Annotated in this window: 17 protein-coding genes; 10 read left to right on the top strand and 7 right to left on the bottom strand. The window is 65.1% G+C overall.

The window, feature by feature from the left end:
• Positions 1-170: 170 nt before the first annotated feature.
• Together ABIE44_RS15240 and ABIE44_RS15235 are read left to right on the top strand one after the other, a co-directional pair.
• Complete coding sequence (locus tag ABIE44_RS15240; RefSeq protein ID WP_209715737.1) at positions 171-2,330, top strand: DEAD/DEAH box helicase; 2,160 nt, start codon at positions 171-173, stop codon at positions 2,328-2,330.
• Positions 2,317-2,991 (top strand): DUF2290 domain-containing protein, encoded by a 675-nt coding sequence (locus ABIE44_RS15235; RefSeq protein ID WP_209715740.1) that lies wholly within the window; start codon positions 2,317-2,319, stop codon positions 2,989-2,991. The genes ABIE44_RS15240 and ABIE44_RS15235 overlap by 14 nt, the downstream gene beginning before the upstream one ends.
• Positions 2,992-3,110: 119 nt before the next feature.
• Here the strand turns inward: ABIE44_RS15235 and ABIE44_RS15230 are convergent, their stop codons facing one another.
• Positions 3,111-4,550, bottom strand: a complete 1,440-nt coding sequence (locus ABIE44_RS15230) for a hypothetical protein (protein ID WP_209715743.1) — start codon at positions 4,548-4,550, stop codon at positions 3,111-3,113.
• Positions 4,551-4,885: 335 nt separating this feature from the next.
• Positions 4,886-5,545, bottom strand: coding sequence for a TetR/AcrR family transcriptional regulator (locus ABIE44_RS15225; RefSeq protein ID WP_209715746.1), 660 nt, complete (start codon positions 5,543-5,545; stop codon positions 4,886-4,888).
• Positions 5,546-5,616: 71 nt separating this feature from the next.
• Here ABIE44_RS15225 and ABIE44_RS15220 point away from each other — a divergent pair, with 71 nt between their 5' ends.
• The 5 genes from ABIE44_RS15220 to ABIE44_RS15200 all read left to right on the top strand — a co-directional run bounded on the left by ABIE44_RS15220 (position 5,617) and on the right by ABIE44_RS15200 (position 12,007).
• Entirely contained in the window at positions 5,617-6,513 is an 897-nt protein-coding gene (locus ABIE44_RS15220; RefSeq protein ID WP_209715749.1) for an alpha/beta hydrolase, read from the top strand.
• A 19-nt stretch (positions 6,514-6,532) separates the two neighbouring features.
• A complete protein-coding gene (locus ABIE44_RS15215; RefSeq protein ID WP_209715752.1) occupies positions 6,533-7,384 on the top strand; it encodes an SDR family NAD(P)-dependent oxidoreductase in 852 nt (283 codons plus the stop codon).
• A gap of 144 nt (positions 7,385-7,528) precedes the next feature.
• Positions 7,529-8,185, top strand: coding sequence for a TetR/AcrR family transcriptional regulator (locus ABIE44_RS15210; protein WP_209715755.1), 657 nt, complete (start codon positions 7,529-7,531; stop codon positions 8,183-8,185).
• Positions 8,154-10,373 carry a molybdopterin-dependent oxidoreductase gene (locus tag ABIE44_RS15205; RefSeq protein WP_209715758.1) on the top strand — a complete coding sequence of 740 codons (2,220 nt, stop codon included), beginning with the start codon at positions 8,154-8,156 and terminating at the stop codon, positions 10,371-10,373. The genes ABIE44_RS15210 and ABIE44_RS15205 overlap by 32 nt, the downstream gene beginning before the upstream one ends.
• Complete coding sequence (locus tag ABIE44_RS15200; RefSeq protein WP_209715761.1) at positions 10,370-12,007, top strand: FAD-dependent oxidoreductase; 1,638 nt, start codon at positions 10,370-10,372, stop codon at positions 12,005-12,007. Before ABIE44_RS15205 ends, ABIE44_RS15200 begins: the two co-directional genes overlap by 4 nt.
• A 325-nt stretch (positions 12,008-12,332) precedes the next feature.
• On the opposite strand, the gene ABIE44_RS15195 is transcribed toward ABIE44_RS15200, so the two are convergent.
• From ABIE44_RS15195 to ABIE44_RS15180, 4 genes are all read right to left on the bottom strand, one after another.
• The gene (locus tag ABIE44_RS15195) at positions 12,333-12,563 is read right to left on the bottom strand and encodes a hypothetical protein (protein WP_209715763.1); all 231 of its coding nucleotides are present in this window, start codon (positions 12,561-12,563) and stop codon (positions 12,333-12,335) included.
• Positions 12,564-12,699: 136 nt separating this feature from the next.
• Entirely contained in the window at positions 12,700-13,083 is a 384-nt protein-coding gene (locus ABIE44_RS15190; RefSeq protein ID WP_209715766.1) for a DUF5994 family protein, read from the bottom strand.
• A gap of 150 nt (positions 13,084-13,233) precedes the next feature.
• Positions 13,234-13,479 carry a hypothetical protein gene (locus ABIE44_RS15185; protein WP_209715769.1) on the bottom strand — a complete coding sequence of 82 codons (246 nt, stop codon included), beginning with the start codon at positions 13,477-13,479 and terminating at the stop codon, positions 13,234-13,236.
• Between the two features lie 11 nt (positions 13,480-13,490).
• Positions 13,491-13,724, bottom strand: coding sequence for a hypothetical protein (locus tag ABIE44_RS15180; protein WP_209715772.1), 234 nt, complete (start codon positions 13,722-13,724; stop codon positions 13,491-13,493).
• Between the two features lie 246 nt (positions 13,725-13,970).
• On the opposite strand from ABIE44_RS15180, the gene ABIE44_RS15175 reads away from it, so the two are divergent.
• The 3 genes from ABIE44_RS15175 to ABIE44_RS15165 all read left to right on the top strand — a co-directional run bounded on the left by ABIE44_RS15175 (position 13,971) and on the right by ABIE44_RS15165 (position 16,217).
• Positions 13,971-14,105: a hypothetical protein gene (locus tag ABIE44_RS15175; RefSeq protein WP_354438134.1), complete on the top strand. Its 135-nt coding sequence runs from the start codon at positions 13,971-13,973 to the stop codon at positions 14,103-14,105.
• Positions 14,102-15,244 (top strand): N(5)-(carboxyethyl)ornithine synthase, encoded by a 1,143-nt coding sequence (locus tag ABIE44_RS15170; RefSeq protein WP_209715775.1) that lies wholly within the window; start codon positions 14,102-14,104, stop codon positions 15,242-15,244. Before ABIE44_RS15175 ends, ABIE44_RS15170 begins: the two co-directional genes overlap by 4 nt.
• Before the next feature lie 124 nt (positions 15,245-15,368).
• Positions 15,369-16,217, top strand: a complete 849-nt coding sequence (locus ABIE44_RS15165; protein WP_209715777.1) for a transglutaminase-like domain-containing protein — start codon at positions 15,369-15,371, stop codon at positions 16,215-16,217.
• A 102-nt stretch (positions 16,218-16,319) separates the two neighbouring features.
• Here the strand turns inward: ABIE44_RS15165 and ABIE44_RS15160 are convergent, their stop codons facing one another.
• Entirely contained in the window at positions 16,320-16,988 is a 669-nt protein-coding gene (locus ABIE44_RS15160; RefSeq protein WP_209715780.1) for a GAF and ANTAR domain-containing protein, read from the bottom strand.
• Positions 16,989-17,396 lie beyond the last annotated feature (408 nt).

Below are 17,396 nucleotides of genomic sequence, written 5' to 3'. Positions count from 1 at the left end.
AGTCAGTTGCCAGAACAGGCCCCGGCGCGGCCTGAGAGGACCAAGCCAGTAAGGCCAGTGCGAATAGAGGACATCCGCAGGACAGGGCACGGGGCCCGGCCGGCCGCGCTAGGGTCGGAGCGTTCGTTTGGCTCCGGTGGGGCGGCCGGCGAGAGAAGGGGAAGGTCTGGATGACGCTCGAGATCGTGTACGGCGAGAGCCGCAACCGACCCGCTGCCCAGGCACTCGCGGAAGCCCTCAAGAACTCGGTTGAATCAGGAACCGTCTACCTCGGCTACCCGGTGCTGGCGACGGCCGATGAGCGCGTCGAGGTCGACGCGCTTCTTGTCAGTCAGGCACATGGACTGGTGGCGTTCCTCATTGCCGATGACCTCCCCAGCAGCGCCGCTGACCGCGAGGCAGCGATTGCCGAGCAAGACCGACTGTTCGGGGTGCTCGAGAGCTACCTGAGTCGGCACGAAGGCCTCCGCGAGCGTCGAAAGCTCGCAGTTCAGCCCAACACGGCGACGCTGTTCGGCTCGCCACCTCCCGCTGAGCTTGTCGCAGAAGCTGAGGATGGGTTCTACGGTCAGCTCGACGACCTTGGGGACTGGCTTGCGGACCTCGAGCCCATTTCCGCTGACTTGGAGCATCGAGTTTCCGCTGCACTTCAGCGGGTCACCACGATCAAGCCGGCTAAGAAGCGCACGACCGTATCTAAGCCTTCTTCGCGCGGCGGAGTCCTCAAAGAGATCGAGAAGGGCATCGCCAACCTCGACCGGTGGCAGAAGCAGGCCGCCATCGAGAGTCCCGAAGGCCCTCAGCGGATTCGCGGCCTTGCTGGGTCTGGCAAGACTGTCGTCCTCGCCCTCAAGGCCGCCTACTGGCACACGACACACCCCGACTGGACTATCGCCCTCACATTCCATTCTCGCGCTCTGTATCAGCAGATCGACGATCTCGTCACCCGCTTCACCTTCGAGCACGGCAATGAGCCGCCAGACCCCGAGCGCCTGCGCATTGTGCACTCATGGGGCTCCTCAGCCCGCGCCGGCGTCTACAGCATGATCGCGACCGCGCTGGGCGAAACACCGCGAGACTGGTCGTACGCCCGCGGCAAGTACGGGATGGACGATGCATTCCAGGGCATCTGTCGCGAGCTCCTCACCACCGCGCAGACGAAGACCGTAACTCCGATCTTCGACGCGGTCCTGATCGATGAAGCGCAGGACCTCCCGCCCGAGTTCTTCCAACTCGTCTACCTGTTCACCAAGGACCCCAAGCGCATCGTCTGGGGCTACGACGAGCTACAGCGGCTGTCCGACGAAGCTATGCCTTCGACGGTCGAACTGTTCGGAACGGGTCCCCAAGGCGAACAGCTCGTCAGCCTGGAGTCGACTCCTGGCGGACCGCGCCGCGATATCGTCCTCCAAGTCTGCTACCGCAACACCCCCTGGGCGCTCGCGACGGCCCATGCTCTAGGCATCGGAGTGAACCGACCTGGCGGGCTCCTCCAGCATCCTGACGAGCCTCAACTGTGGTCTGACATCGGCTACGAGGTCGTCAGCGGCGAGCTAAGCGAAGGCGAGCCTGTTCAGCTGCGCCGCGCAGCGACAAGTTACCCCTCGTACTTCAACACTCTCTTGCAGCCCGCCGACGCAGTGATGGTCCAGACCTTCGACGACGAAGCCGCCCAAGACGCGTGGATCGCTGACCAGATCGCCATCAACATCAACGAGGACGAGCTCGAGCACGACGACATACTGGTCGTCCTCCCTGACACCTACCGTGCGAAGTCCCGCGCGCCTCGGCTGATGAAGGAACTCACCCGCCGCGGCATTCCCTCACATCTTGCAGGCGTCAACACCAGTACCGACACCATCTTCCGACCCGAGTCGGTAGCTCTGGCTCACATCTTTCGCGCGAAGGGCAACGAAGCTCCGATGGTTTACGCCATCGACTCGCAGTACGCCGCTTCCGAGTTCAACGCAGTGAGCCGACGCAACAAGCTCTTTACAGCTATCACCCGCAGCCGCGCGTGGGTCCGAATCACCGGCTACGGCGAGAAGATGGAAGAAGTCATCGCCGCCGAGGCCGCGGCCGTACGCGACAACGACTACAAGTTGAGCTTCACCATCCCAACGGGGGCCGCTCTCGCGAAGCTTCGACACATCCACCGCGACCGGCCGGAGGGAGAAGAAGCAACCGTCAAGAAGGCGACTGCTGGCGTAGCCGCCTTCCTCGAAGCGGTAGAACGAGGCGAGATGGACCTCTACGACCTGCCGCCCGATATCCGCACGCGGCTCACCCGGCTCAGAGGTAGCACCGGCGACGACGATGGCAACGAGTAGCCGCAGCGTCGCTAACGACGTCAGCAACGTCCTCGACTTCCTCCAAGAGTCCGACTTGGCGCTATACGTCAATGCGGTGGATGAACGCCCCGACCGCGTCACCTTCCACCGACACGACCCAACGGCCGAGTTCCTCATCAACCACAGTCATCCCGACATCAACCAGTACCGCCGTTGGGTTGAGGTAGGCGCTTACTCAGCCGTCCTGCCAGACGCCAGCCTCTTGCAGCTCACCTACGACATCGCCGGCGGCGAGATCTCGGGACATCGTCTCGCCTACATCCCCTGCCCGTTTGACGTCGACACCGAGCTGCTCAGAAGCGAACCCATCCTGGATGTAGTTGATCTGCACCGAACCGACGAGCCGCTACTTCGCTCCCCTATCAGGTTCGACTTCGACCCTGCTGCAGCCAAACCAGGGCATCCGGCCGCCCACATGACCATCAACGGGATGGACTGTCGCGTGGCCTGCGTGGCGCCCGTGCACCCGCTCCGGTTCGCTGATTTCGTGTTCCGTCACTTCTACCCAACTATGTGGTCAGCTCAGGCCGGGTTCTTCGAGGCCGCACCGTACCGGCATTTCGGCAGGTCCGTGCTGGCCGACGACGACCGCCAGAGCCTGCACCTCATGTGGGACGTTCACGCCAAAAGCAGCGCCTGATCCGGCTGCAACAGGCCTGGGGGTGATGGCAGCGAGCGCGCTGCGTTCGTCCGGCCATCATTGGGCAGTTGAAGTAGGTCTCAAGTCTCCGCGGGCCTCAACGGGGTCGCCGTGGCTGGTCAGTCGGCGGGCAAATGTACGAACGCTATACAGACCCGGATAGTTCTCTCGCCTCGCAGAAAAGTGAGGACAGGCCAATCCTCGACCGCCCCCTGTTCGTCCTCCGCTGGCGCGGGCTGGTATCCCTCGACGGTCCGAATCGCTTCGAGAGTTCGGTCCCGAGGTCCGTGGAACTCACTCTGTGACATGTACAGCAGGAGCACCGTTGAGGTGTCGAAAGCATTCGTGTAACGGGTTAGGAGTTGCGTCTCGAGGGCCTTGGATGCCACTGCTGGGCCGGCGGACTTTCCGAGCTTCTTTGCTTCGCAAACGAACACCGGTTCGCTGCTACGACCGCCGGGCAAGGCTTCTGCTCGAACAACAATGTCCGTCTTGCCGTTGTACCGATAAACCTCACGGTCGGCCCCCGGAAGCGTCGCGTTCAGGGTGCTCGCCAGGAGGCAGGACAAGTCGTCCTCTGTGAGCTTTGTGAATGAGCGCGGGTATGCATGAACTCCGCTAGCCCAGGCACCGATAACGCGCTGGACGTCGTAAAAAGTGGCTTTGCTGAGGCGCTCCCCACCCTCTGGCGCAAGGTCTACGACGTCGGCCGCCGACAGATCCTGGCGCTCAATGTCGCCAATGGCCTCGCCCTCGCCGTGCTCGGCTGCAGGCACTGCAAGGCGAGGGGCGGGGGCGGACCACCCCGGCTCGAAGGAAAGCGAGGTTCGGATTCTCTCGACCTTTGAGAAGCCGTCGCGACGCGCCTTTGCGGCGTCGGCTACTCGATCAACGAGCTCGCCGGCTACGAATGCTTCTACTTGCGCGTTGGTTGCGCTGCACATTTCGCGGAGGTAGTTCAGGCGTGCCGATGCGGCGGTCGCGAACGCTGGGGTGTCAACGAAGACATCAATGTCTTCGGGTGTTACGTCGAAGGTGAAGTAGAGCGCGGGCTTGTGGCCGGGCCTGGGAATGTAGGCCGGCGTGTAAAGAAACGTGTCGCTGGTCATCTGTGCGAACAGCGGGGACACGTCGTCAGCTGACGGGGCCGGCGTGGTCATCTGCCGACGCTCTTCGTTCGTCGGTTCCTCCCCCGATCGAGGCCCGACCGGTTTCACCCCCACGGCAACCTTGTCTGGCCAGCAGACGAGCTGCTCCAAGTCACCAGACATCTCCACCGGGAACAACCAACGGCTCTGCTTGATGGACTCTCCCGGACGCCGCCCTGGGCGCCAGCCCCCGTCGCCCTCGAAGTACTCACCGAACGAGTGGGCCTCAAGCGCGGCCGGACGAATCCGGTCCACGATCGACGAAAGGTTGGTCAAGAATGCATCGACTTCCTCGACGCTCTTGGTGTCGCTGAGCTCGTCACTGACCCTGCGCAGGACGTGCGTCTCGAGCCACTCAGAAAGCGGACGGTTGTCGTGCATCCACCACGTGAACAACTTGGGCTCGGACATTGGGCCAGAGTAGTTGCCATCCTCAGCCTCAGGCTGCCCGAAACTCACGGAGACTTGGGATACCCCACCGACTGACCCTAAATCTCGCCAGCATGGCGCCCACGGGCGGTGCGGCCTTCAAGGACCCGCTAGACGGGGAGGCGCCAGGCGTCTGTTCTCAACGGCAGCGCTCGATGAGCGAGACGCTGTCATCGAGGAGCAGAATCGCGTCTTTGGCGGTGGAATGACGCGGTAGTGCGACGTTCGGTGTCCGGATCTGCCGATGCGAGTGCGTGGCGGCCGGTGCGTCCCTCATCCCTTCCCGTGGGATTGCCGACTCCCTCCGGGGATCGTGCTCAGCGCACGCGCAGCCCGTCCGTGGCGACCGTGATGAAGGTCGCGAGAAGGTCGTCGAGAGACTCTGCCTCGACCCGTAACCCGCCTGGTCGCCAGGCGAGGGCAAGGATCCCGTTGAGCGAAGCCCAGAGGGCAGTTGCGACCTGGTCCGGGTCGAGTTCGGGCCGGATCAGGCCCTCGCGAATACCGTCGCGAATCGCGTTGGCAAGTTTGGCGTTCTGCGTACGAGTGAGTTCGGCCAGGCGCACGACCGCTTCGGGTTCGTCCGCGGGCTCGACGAGGATGCGGAACTCGTGGGGGCTTTCGCGCGCGAACTGCACCCAGCTGGCCGCGACCAGCAGCAGACGTTCTTCCGCAGTGCCGTCCGCGGCGTAGGCGGCGTCCATGTGGGCCCGACTGTGTTCCATCGCCTGTTCCGCCACGGCCAGAAGGAGGGATGACCTGTTCCCGACCCGGTTGTAGATGGTGGCGATCGCGACGTCAGCACGCTCGGCCACTGCCTCGAGCGTGAGTGCATCCACACCTTCGGTCGCCACGATCTCCCGAGCCGCGTCGATCACCGCTTGCCGGTTCGACGCCGCGCGACGCTGGGTCCGCGTCCCTGTCGTTGGATGACCGCCGGGCTCGCTGGAGAGGGACGACGAAGGAAGGGACGGCACCCGAACAGTGTAAGCGATGTCATAGTTAGAAAGCCTTCTAAGTTTGTGATGTGTTCTATTAGTGTTGCTCCATGACCAGGAGCGAAACTGTCTTCCCGTCCGGCGATGGCACCTGCGGAGCGTGGCTCTACACCCCAGATGGCTCCGCCACGGACGTACGGCCGATCATCGTGCTCGGTCACGGTTTGGGAGGCGTACGGGAGATGCGCCTGGACGCGTTCGCGCACAGATTCAGCGAGGCCGGCTACCACTGCCTGGTGTTCGACTACCGGCACTTCGGCGCCAGCAGCGGCGACCCGCGGCAGGTTCTCGACATCAAACGCCAACTCGAGGACTGGCGCGCGGCGGTCAGCTTTGCCCGAACCCTGGACGGGGTGGACCCGGAAAGAGTCGTCCTCTGGGGCACGTCGTTCGGCGGCGGCCACGTCCTACGCACCGCGGCGCAGGACCCGCGCATCGCGGCGGTCATCTCCCAGTGCCCGTTCACCGACGGCCTCGCCTCCTCGCTGGCGATCCCACCGGGAACCTCGCTCAAGGTCGTCTCCCGAGCCCTGCGGGACCGGATCGGCTCGTTCCGCGGCCGGCCGCCCCTGATGGTGCCCACCTACGGACCGCCCGGATCGACGGCGCTCATGACGTCACCCGACACCGTGGCCGGCATCGAGGCCCTGATTCCGCCCGAGTTCGACCTTCGCTCCGACGTTGCCGCCCGGTTCGCTCTCGACATCGTTCGCTACTACCCGGGCCGGGACGCTCGCAAGATCACCTGCCCGGCCCACTTCGCGGTCTGCCAGGACGACTCCGTTGCTCCCACCAAGGCGACGTTGCGCCACGTGAGGAAGGCACCCCGCGGGGAGATCCGCATGCAGCCGGGAGGCCACTTCGACATCTACGTCGGAGAGGACTTCGAGCAGAACGTCAACCAGCAGCTCGCCTTCCTCGATCACCACGTCCCCGCCAACACCTGATCATCTACTAGGAAATCCCATGCCTCGCTATGACCTCAACGGGCGCACCGTTCTCATCACCGGCTCCACCGGCGGCCTCGGAACGGCGGTCGCCCGCGCGGTGCGCCAACGCGGAGCGAACGTCGCTCTGCTCGACCTCGACGCCGACCTCACTCAGCAGCAGGCCGCCGAACTCGGGCCCGACACGGTCGCCAGAGGTTGGGCAGCCGATGTTCGCGACCTTGACAGCCTCCGGACCGCGGTCGATGCAGCAGCGCAGCACTTCGGCAGCATCGACGTCGTCATCGCGAACGCAGGCATCGGTGCGGTTGCACCACTGGAGACGATGGAACCCGAGGCGTTCGAGCGCATCATCGATATCAACCTCAACGGCGTCTGGCGAACGTTCAGGGCAGCACTGCCTCATGTGAAGGAGACACGCGGCTACCTGCTGGCGGTCTCCTCGATGGCGGCGTTCGTCCACTCGCCGCTCAACGGCCCCTACGTGGCCAGCAAGGCCGGGGTGTGGGCGCTGTGCGATGCCACTCGCCTCGAGGTCCGCCACCACGGCATCAAGGTGGGCAGCGTGCACCCCACGTTCTTCCAGACCCCGATGATGGACGACGTTCACGCCGACCCTGCCGCGACCACCCTCTGGGGCGGCAACAAGAAGGGGCTCTGGAAGATGATCCCCCTCGACGCCGTGGTCGACTCCGTCGTCTCCGGCATCGAACGCCGAGCAGACCTGGTCGTCCCCGTCCGCCGGAACGCACTCGTCGCACGGATCCCCGGCCTCGTGCGGCCCGTCATCGACCGCATCGCATTCCGCGGGACGACTATCCCCGACGCGATCGCCCAAGCCTCCCCCGCGGGGTGGGCGAACCCCCGCTGACCCGGCCCGACCGCATCTGCGAGCCCCTTGGTGTCTTCGTCGAGCACAGCTGCGGAAACGGCCCGCGGATATCCAGTTCCTACGGGTGCCCGTTAGTGTACGCTGCGTACACTAGTCTTTGATTCGACCAAAGGTAGGCCGACCATGCGACCGGACCCCCGCGCCCCGGATGCGAGCGAGACGACTCGGCGGCGCCGTTCTGGTGAGCAGCTCGCCGCCGCAATCCTGGACGCGGCGTGGGAGGAAATCACCGAGGCCGGCTGGTCCGGGTTGCGCATGGAGGCCGTCGCGGCGCGCGCGGGAGTGAGCAAGGCCTCTTTGTACGAGCGATGGCCGAGCCGGGGTCTGCTGATCCGCGCAGCCATGCAGCGTCAAGGCAGTTCGTGGACGCTCGACCCCGAGTTCACTGGTGACCTGGAGACCGATCTTCTGGCGCTGCTCACGTCGGTCGCTGCATACCTCACCGGCCCTGGTGGCGAGGCGATGCGCGGTGTAGCTAGCGACCCCGTAGTCGGCACTAACAGTATCGGCGAGGAGCGTGTCGCCCTGGTGGACGCCGTCCTAAACAACGCACAGGCGAACGACAATCTTGCTGCCGGCGAGGTGCCGCTCATCGTGCGCAACGCCGGCATCTCCCTGGTCATCGAGCACTTCCTGTTCCTGGGCCGGCCGCCCGGTGCCGAGGAGATGCGTCAGCTCGTCTCGCTCATGTGGGCCCCGTCCATTCGTGCTGCGTCCCAAGCAACCGCCGGGCAACTAAGGAGATCCGATGGCCACCAAGATTGTGCAGGCGAAGGCTGACCTGAACGCGGCGCGCACTGGCGAGGTCGTGGAGAAGAAGACGTTCTGCGCGATCTGTGAGGCCAGTTGCGGTCTGGTCGCGGTGGTGCAGGACGGCAAGGTCGCCTCATTGCGACCCGATGCCGAACACCCGTCGTCACGCGGCTTCGCCTGCTCCAAGGGGGTCGAGTTTCACAACGTCGTCTACGACCCGGACCGCGTCACGCAACCTATGCGCCGACGGCTCGACGGCGAGTTCGAGCCCGCGACCTGGGACGAGGCACTCGAAGACATCGGCGCGCGTCTCCGGGCCATTCGAGATGCTCACGGTGGCGGCTCGATCGGCGCCGCCTACGGCAACCCCATAGCTGGAAACTTCAGCGGCGGCATCGCCATCAGCGGCCTCGTCAACGCATTGGGGTCGCACCACCACTACAACTCGTCCTCGATCGACATCAACAACTACCACGTTGTCGGAGACATGCTCTACGGCAGCACGATGGTCTACCCGATACCGGACTGGGCCTCCACCGACTTCACGCTTCTGATCGGCACGAATCCCGTGGTCTCCAAAGGAAGCATGGTGACCGTGGGTCGGGTCCGCGACGTACTCCTCGACGTCGTCGATCGAGGTGGCCGTGTCGTGGTCCTCGACCCGCGCTACACCGAAACAGCCCAACTGTTCGAGCATCAGCCGATCCGCCCCGGAGCCGACCCGTGGTTCCTGGGCGGAATGCTCCGCGTGCTCTTCGACGAGAACCTCACACGGTGGGACATCGCAACGACGCAGGCCACCGGCCTGGAGTTCGTGGCCGACCTCGCGAGCCGTTTCGACCTGGACCGGGCCGCACGTGAGTCCGGCATCCCACAAGACCGCATCGTCGAGATCGCACGCGCCGCCGCAAGCAGCCCCGCGTTCGCTATCCACGGTCGCTGCGGCGCATCACTGGGCCGCCACTCGACCCTGACCAAATACCTCATCGACGCCATCGCGATCGTGACCGGCAACCTCGACCGACGCGGCGGCCTGGTATTCAGCGACCCCATGGTCGACCTCGACGCCATCAGCGCCAAGCAGAAGATCGTCGGCCGCAACCGCTGGCACACCCGAGTCCACGGCCTCGGCGAAGTCAACGGCACCGCACCGTTCGCCGTGCTCGCCGACGAGATACTCACTCCAGGCGACGGACAGCTGCGCGGGCTGATCACTCTGTGCAGCAACGTGGTCACCAGCGGCCCCGACACCGGCCGCTCCAACGAAGCGTTGAGCAGCCTCGACTTCATGGTGTCCATCGACCCATACATCAACGAGACGACCCGTCACGCGGACTGGGTTCTCCCGCCGACACTGTGGCTCGAACGGGAACAGATGCCGCTGTTCAGCCAGTCGCAGAGCACCGTTCCTCACGCACAGTGGGTGCGACCCGTCGTTGAGGCTCGCGGCGAGGCAAAAGACGACGGCTGGATCATCACCCAGATTGCTAACGAGCTGGGCCTCGCGGCCTCCGAAGTTCCCGGGGCACAACTGATGCGCCGATTCGGCCTCAGCGTCCCACCGCACGTAATCCTCGACGTCGTGATGCGGGCCGGCAAGCACGGCGACATGTTCGGATTGCGGCGCACAGGCATCAGCCGCAAGAAACTCCTCGACCGCCAAGGCGCCGTCAAGCTCGCAGACCACTGCGAGGTCGGCGTCCTGAAGAAGAAGATCTTCACGAACGACAAGATGGTTCACCTCGCGCACGACGAGATCACCGAGGAAGTCGACCGACTTCAACAGGACTCCTCCGACGACCCGCGATTCCCACTCCGCCTGTTCAGCATCCGTCAGCTGCGCAGCCAGAACAGCTGGCTTCACAACGTTCCACGCCTCATGTCCGACGACCGGCAGTGCCACGCCGTCATCAACCCCCACGATGCCGAGACCGCCGGAGTCCTGGACCGTGAACTCGTCACCATCGAATCGCCATGGGGACGCCTCGACACTCGAGTGGTCGTGACTGCCGACGTCATGCAGTGCTCCGTCGGCCTCACCCACGGCTTCGGCCACCAAGGCAGCTGGAAGCGCGCCGTCGCTGCCGGCGGCCCCAGCTACAACCAGCTCACACCATCCGGCGCCGAGTTCATCGACCGCCCTTCAGGCAACGCCTTCTTCAACGGCATCCCCGTCATGATCACCCGCGCGACCGGCTCAGGAGACGCATCATGACCTTCGTAATCACCCAGAACTGCTGCAGCGACGCAGCATGCGTTGCCGCCTGTCCCGTCGGCTGCATCCACCCATCACCCGACGAACCAGGCTTCGCGACCGCTGAGATGCTCTACATCGACCCGGACTCCTGCATCGACTGCGGCGCCTGCAAAGACGTGTGCCCCGTCAACGCCGTTCAGCCCGACAACGAGCTGAAACCTCACATGACCGTCTTCCTCGACCTCAACGCGGACTACTACCGCCACCACCCGGCCACACACACCCCTGCCCCTGTCCGCCCGGCAGTCGAGGCGGTCGCAGAAGTTTCTGCCACCCTGCGGGTCGCTATCGTGGGCGCCGGACCGAGCGGCTTCTACACCGCTCAGGAGCTCCTTCGACTGGTGCCGGGCCAGGTCGAGATCTCGATGTTCGACCGCCTCCCCACGCCGTACGGACTGGTCCGCGGCGGAGTAGCGCCTGACCATCCGCACACCAAAGGCGTGAGTGAGGAGTTCGCGTGGCTCCTGGCAGACCCACGCGTGACCGCGTACTTCAACGTCACCGTCGGTGAGCACCTGGCGCACGACGAGCTGCTCGAACACCACCACGCCGTTGTCTATACCTACGGGGCCCGAGCCCCCCGAAGGCTCAACATCCCCGGCGAGGACCTGCCCGGTTCGCTCTCCGCGGCCGAGTTCGTCGACTGGTACAACGGTCATCCCGACGGCGCCGGTCTGACCGTCGACCTGAAAGACGTACGGCGAGTGATTGTTGTCGGGAACGGCAACGTTGCACTCGATGTCGCCAGAATCCTGATCTTGGACCCCACGGTCCTCGAACGGACAGACATCGCCGATCACGCCTTGGAGACGCTTCGCAACGGCTCGGTCCAGGAGGTCGTGCTCCTCGGCCGACGCGGACCCGAACACGCCGCCTTCACCACCGGCGAACTCCTCGCCCTCACAGCGCTCCTCGACCTGGACATCGTTACCGAAGGCGACCACCTCGAACCGCTCGATCGCGCATCGTTCGCTCAACGCAGCAAGATCGACGCCCTACGCCGTGCAGCCAGCCGCTCCTCAAGCAACGCCACCCGAAAGCTGACCTTCAAGTTCTTTTCGGCACCCGCCGCCGTCCTGGGCGACGACCGCGTACGAGGTGTGCGACTGACGTCGACGGACACAGGACGAAGCGACACAGCCGACCTCTTCGACGTGGAGAACGACCTCGAGGCAGACCTACTGATCACCGCGGTCGGCTACCGCGGGCAAGCACTCCCAGGACTCGTCTTCGACGAGCAGACCGGCACCGTCCCAAACGAACGCGGACGCGCCGACACAGCCAGGACCTACACCGCCGGATGGATCAAACGCGGCCCCACCGGCGGCCTCGGCGCCAACCGCACCGACGCCGTAGAAACCGTATCGACACTCCTCGAAGACCTCGACCAGCTCCTTGAACACACACCGCGGACCGACCTCGACCTCAGCGTCCTCGTCCGAGACCGACAACCCGACTGGGTCGACCTCAACGGATGGCGTCGAATCGACCACCACGAGACCACGACTGGCCGCACCCAGAACCGGCCACGCGCGAAGGTCATCGAAGCGACCACTGCCATCGCGGTCGCTTCGAGACATACCCAGAGCTGAAGGCAGACCGACCGACTTCGGCGCTGCGCGAAGTAGCTCGTGTGCCCGGATCTGCCGCGATGAGCGCGTCATTCCGCCGCGTGGCCGACACGTCCGGATCTGCCGAGATTCGTATGCTTCTGCCACAGCGACACACTCAGCGCGGCAGCGGGCCGTTTGTTGGCTAGGTCGGGCCTGCCCGCCCTCGTGTTTGGACGAGCAGGCCCTAAATCAGCGGCTCAACCGGCATCGGCCACTCCCTGATCTGGAGTTACCCCTGATGCCTCGCCTCACCCTCGTCGGGTTGGGAATCTCACCAGGTGACACCGATGTAGTCGGTGCCAGTTCAACCGAGGTCGCGCACGGTTGGCGTGCTACGACGGAACAGATGGGTGCTGGTCGAGCCGGAACGCAGTACCTGAAACATTTCCCATCCGCTGGAACCGAGGGCTGCTACGGCACGGTGTACCCCCAGTCCGCTCTCCAGAGTGACGGCGGCGTCTGCGGTGAACTCGGTCCAGGTCCATTGATCGCCGCTGGTTGTGAGGTACCCGTGCTCCCACTTCGTGGCGATCATGCGTGTGCTCTTTCAAGTCAGGGCTGATTGTTCGCCGGCGGCACCCCTGTCGGCGCGCACGCAAGCGACAGGGGTCCCGGCGGTTCGGGAGCAGCACGAGCGTGTCGATGCTGCCCCAGTTCAGGAACGCCACGTACTAAGGCGCAGGGTGGTTCAGGTCGTCGAGTATCTTCGCTGCGGCATCGGGAGCTGTGCCCGGATCGATGACCGTGATCACCTGACGTGAGCGGTCCGAGAGCGTCAAGGTGATCGCGTGGGTGTCGTCGTTGGGGAAGTGACCGGTCTTGACCCAGCGGCCGTTCACGGGAACCTTGCGGGGCTGGTCGTCCCAGTCCGGCGGGGAGTACAGGACACGGTTGATCCGTGGTTGGTCCGGCGGCCATGAGTCGAACAGGTGCTGAAGTTGTTCGGTGAGCTGGCGGTTGTGAGGCCACCAGGCCCCGTCAGGAACATTGCGGAATCCGCGATCACCTGCCGGGCGGACGCCGTGAGTGAATCGTCGAGCGGTTTGAGCGGCCATGCGGCCACCACCTTGCTGTTGCCGACTGCGCTCATCCGTTTCACACGGGCGCTGGGCCCAGGAACTCCACGCTTGCGGTCGTCGTACCAACGTAGCAGCACATATGGGCAGGCCACACCGCCGCTAGACCACCGGCCAGGAGCAGAGCCTTCAGCCGTTGGGTTCCCTGACCATCTTTTCCAGGTCCAACGGGACCCAGGCCTGGGACGATGTGTCCCACTGCTGCGCGACCACCGGCCTGAGGTGTCGGTCGGGATGGCGGTGGATCACCCAGTTGTAGTCCATCGCCTGTTCCAAGGCTTCCTCGACGGTCAGCGCGCTGAACTCCGGCCCGATGCGCAGGTTCTTACCAGCATCTCCGTACGGGACGAGCCGCACGCGAACGAGTTCGGTCACATCTCGCCTCGCTAGGACGTCTCGAACGGCTTGTCGCACGAGACCGCCTGCGCGTAGCTGCGGACCTCTGTGGGCGACAACCTGACACCGACCGTTGCGAACGCCGCAGCAGCGGCACCGACGATGTCGAGAACCGGCCGGCCGGTGAAACGACGACGTAGGTCAACGTCGACGGCTTCGATCCTGCGGGTCGCATCGGAAACGACCTTGGCCATGCCGCTCTGATGGTCATGCGCGTTCGTCACAGGGAGCCGCACCTCTCGACCGACAGCCACGCCCGTGCGGAGAGGCCGTTCAGGTCTTCGACAACCCACACTACGCGCAAACTCCACAGGCGACGTCCGCGCCTCAACGAGGCATCCTGTCGAACGGTGCCCGAAGGTGGGCGTCGCCTGGACCTGTCGACCGAGAGCACCGGCGCCCAGGAGACTTCACAAAGGCGTAGAGTCGGCAGTCGAAGCTACTCAAGCTTCCTCTCAGAGAGACACCACATGAGCGACAAGTCGCCGCGCCAGAGCCTGTCCAAGAAGACCGGCAAGTCCATCAAGGAAAAGCGCGCCGACAAGCGCGAACAGAAGTCCGCGGAGGCTGTGCCCGAGAAGGTCCGCCCAGGCAAGAACAGATGACACTCGCCTCGCTCGGCGTCATCGGTTCCTCAGCCAAGGAGAACGAGCACCGGCTGCCGATCCACCCCTCGCACCTGGCTCATCTCGACGTCGACCTCCGTGAGCGCATCACCTTGGAACATGGGTACGGCGCACGGTTCGGCGTCGACGACGACTCTTTGCGCGACCACGTCGGCGGGTTCGCATCCCGCGAACAGCTGCTGGCGGATTCAGAGGTCGTCCTGCTGCCGAAGCCACAGCTCGCCGACGTCGAAGTCATGGGGCCGGGACAGGTCTTGTGGGGCTGGCCGCACTGCGTCCAGGACGCCGAGCTCACCCAGGTCGCGATCGACCAGCAGCTGACGTTGATCGCCTTCGAGGCCATGAATCACTGGACGCGCGACGGCACCGTCGGGCTGCACGTGTTCCACAAGAACAACGAGCTGGCCGGGTACTGCTCAGTCCTCCACGCACTCGAGCTCGCCGGCCTGACCGGTGACTACGGCCGCCGCCTGAGCGCCGTGGTCATTGGGTTCGGTGCCACCGCCCGAGGTGCCGTGACCGCACTCAACGCGCACGGTGTGCACGAAGTCGCCGTCCTGACCAATCGCGACGTGGCGGCGGTCGGGTCTCCCATCCACTCCGTACGAATCCGCCGGTTCGAGCACGACCAGGGCCCCGACCACTCCAGTGAGGTCGTCACCGAACGCGGACGAGAACCCCTGCCCGCGTACCTGGCAGAGAACGACATCGTCGTGAACTGCACGTTCCAGGACACCGCCAACCCGCTGACCTACCTCACCGAGGACGATCTCGCCCCGTTCCGCCCGGGGAGCCTCCTCATCGACGTCTCGTGCGACCTGGGCATGGGGTTCAGCTTCGCCCGCCCGACGACCTTCGAGGACCCGACCTTCCGGGTCGGCGACAACGTCCTCTACTACGGGGTCGACCACAGCCCCTCCTACCTCTGGAACTCCGCAACGTGGGAGAACAGCAACGCACTCATCCCGTTCCTGCGGCCCGTACTCGAGGGACACGCCGCTCGGGACGCCAACGAAACCCTGAACCGCGCCATCGAGATCGAGAACGGCACGATCAGGAACCCCGCCATCCTCGCCTTCCAAGGCCGAGCGAGCGACTATCCACATGCACGTGCATGACGAGCGCCGCGACAGGAACGGAGTCGAACCTCCCCCGCGTGATCGGGCCGCACCGGCCGGCGCCGGAGCCAACGTCCCTCAGCCGTGTTCGATTGATCCTCAGCCACCCGGGTACTTCGCTCCCATGGCGCAGGGACCGACCGAGGCGGCCAACCTGCATCGCGACCCCACGGTCAAGCGGTCGGTCGGTGCCGAGCTTCAGATCACCGCGCACAGCGACTGCGAGGTCGAGTTGCAGATCGCCGTGGCCACAACCCCAGGGCTCATCGTCGAGGAGACCCTCTCACTGGTCCACGAGTCCACGCCGGTCACGGCCGTGGCCGTCAACACAGCGCATCACGGACGCCTGCACCTCCTGTCCCTGCCCGCAGGTGTCACCCGCATCCACTACTCCGCCACAGTCCACGGCGCTGCCGAGGCCCCAGCATCGTCGTTGGCAGACCTCTCCCTGTACCGACGGCCGAGCCGCTACGTCGAGTCGGACATCTTCGGAGGCTTCGCGCACACGGAGTTCCGCGGAATCCAAGGCGCAGAGCTCCTGGACGCGGTGTCGTCCTGGGTCGGCACCCGCCTCGACTACGTCCCGGGCAGCAGCGGCCCCACCGACGGCGCCAAGGACACCCTGCTCAAGGGGGCAGGGGTCTGCCGCGACTACGCCCACCTGGTGATCGCCCTCCTGCGCGCACTACGGGTCCCGGCACGACTCGTGGCCGTCTACGCACCCGGATGCCACCCCATGGACTTCCACGCCGTCGCCGAGGCCCACATCGACGGCACCTGGCACGTCGTCGACGCCACCGCTCTTGCCCCACGAACCTCTCTGATACGCCTCGCTACAGGTCGTGACGCAGCCGACGTCGCCTTCCTGACCTTCGTCTCGGGCTACGCCGACCTGGACCGTTCGGTGGTCACCTCAGTCGCCGACAACGGTCTTCCTGGCGACGACTTCAGCCGGCTCGCGGTCATCTCCTGAACAGGCTGACCAGCTCACAGGCGGACCACACGATCGAATCGACCCAGGTCGATCCGGCACCGGGTTGACGAGTTGATTCCACGTCCGTGAGCGTGGGCGGCGTCAGTAGTCGGGAAGTTCGCGGGTTCGGACCAGGTCTGCGGCGACCTGGTTGAGCTTGCGATTGGTGTTCTGCGAGATGCGTTTGAGCACTGCGAACGCTCGGTCCTGGTCGATGTCGAACCGTTCCATCAGGAGACCTTCGGCTTGCCCGATGACGGTGCGGCTTGCCAGGCCGGCATTGGCGTGCTCGGCCGCGTTCCGATCGCTCACCGCGTGCGCGAGGTGCTCGGCGACTGCTCGCGCCGCGGCCAGGTCGGTTCCGGTGAAAGCGTTGGGTCGGGTAGCGAACAGGTTCAGCGCTCCCACACGCCGCCCCTCGGCATGTAGATGCAGGCACAGAGCGCTGCGGATGGGGGTCTCGCGAGCGGTACGTGCCGCCCAGGCCGGCCATCGGTCTTCACGTTCGAGGTCGGCGCAGATCACCACATCCTCCTCGGTCAGCGCATCCAGGCACGGGCCTTCTTGGAGGGAGATCTGGAGCGCGTCAGCAGTCTGAGCCATTGGGTCGGTCGCTGCTGGGGCGTCGAAGAACTTGCCCGGGTCGAGAACGAACACGCTTGCAGCCTCGCAAGCCGGGACAACGGTCTCCGCCAAGTGCACGCCGGTGGCGAGCGTCTCGTTCGCTTTTCCCGTTGCGACATAGTCGCTCGAGCCGATCTGGTCGTTCACGACCACATATTTTGCCAACTCGGGGTGCCCGCTTCAACTTGGCCACGAGCACCGGAGCACGACCTCGGAGAGGCCCGACACCTTGTTGGGTTCCAGTCGGGTCGAGCCGCGAATGCGGCGGATACGCATGTCGCTCGACGTCCGAGCAGTCAGGCTGGTTGTGGCAGTTGCGGCGCACGCATCGTTGAACGCCGCAACCTAACCCAGCATCAGACCGGTTCTGATGCTGGCCCTGTCCTCGCAGTGCCCATGCGCCGCCCGATCACACATCCTTTCGCCTGATTTCGAGAAAGCTGTCGCGTTGGGCGGTCGAGGTGGTCGCAGTCTCTAGGGGTGTGCTGATCAGGGGAACCGGGTGTAGCGTCAGGTCTGCATGGAGGAGTCACGTCCACCGGGTCGCTAGGCCAA

Origin of the sequence: Marmoricola sp. OAE513 (genome assembly GCF_040546585.1) — a bacterium.
Lineage (GTDB): Bacteria > Actinomycetota > Actinomycetes > Propionibacteriales > Nocardioidaceae > Marmoricola.
Note: the sequence above shows the minus strand (reverse complement) of the source record. Positions and strands in the feature narration are given on the sequence as shown.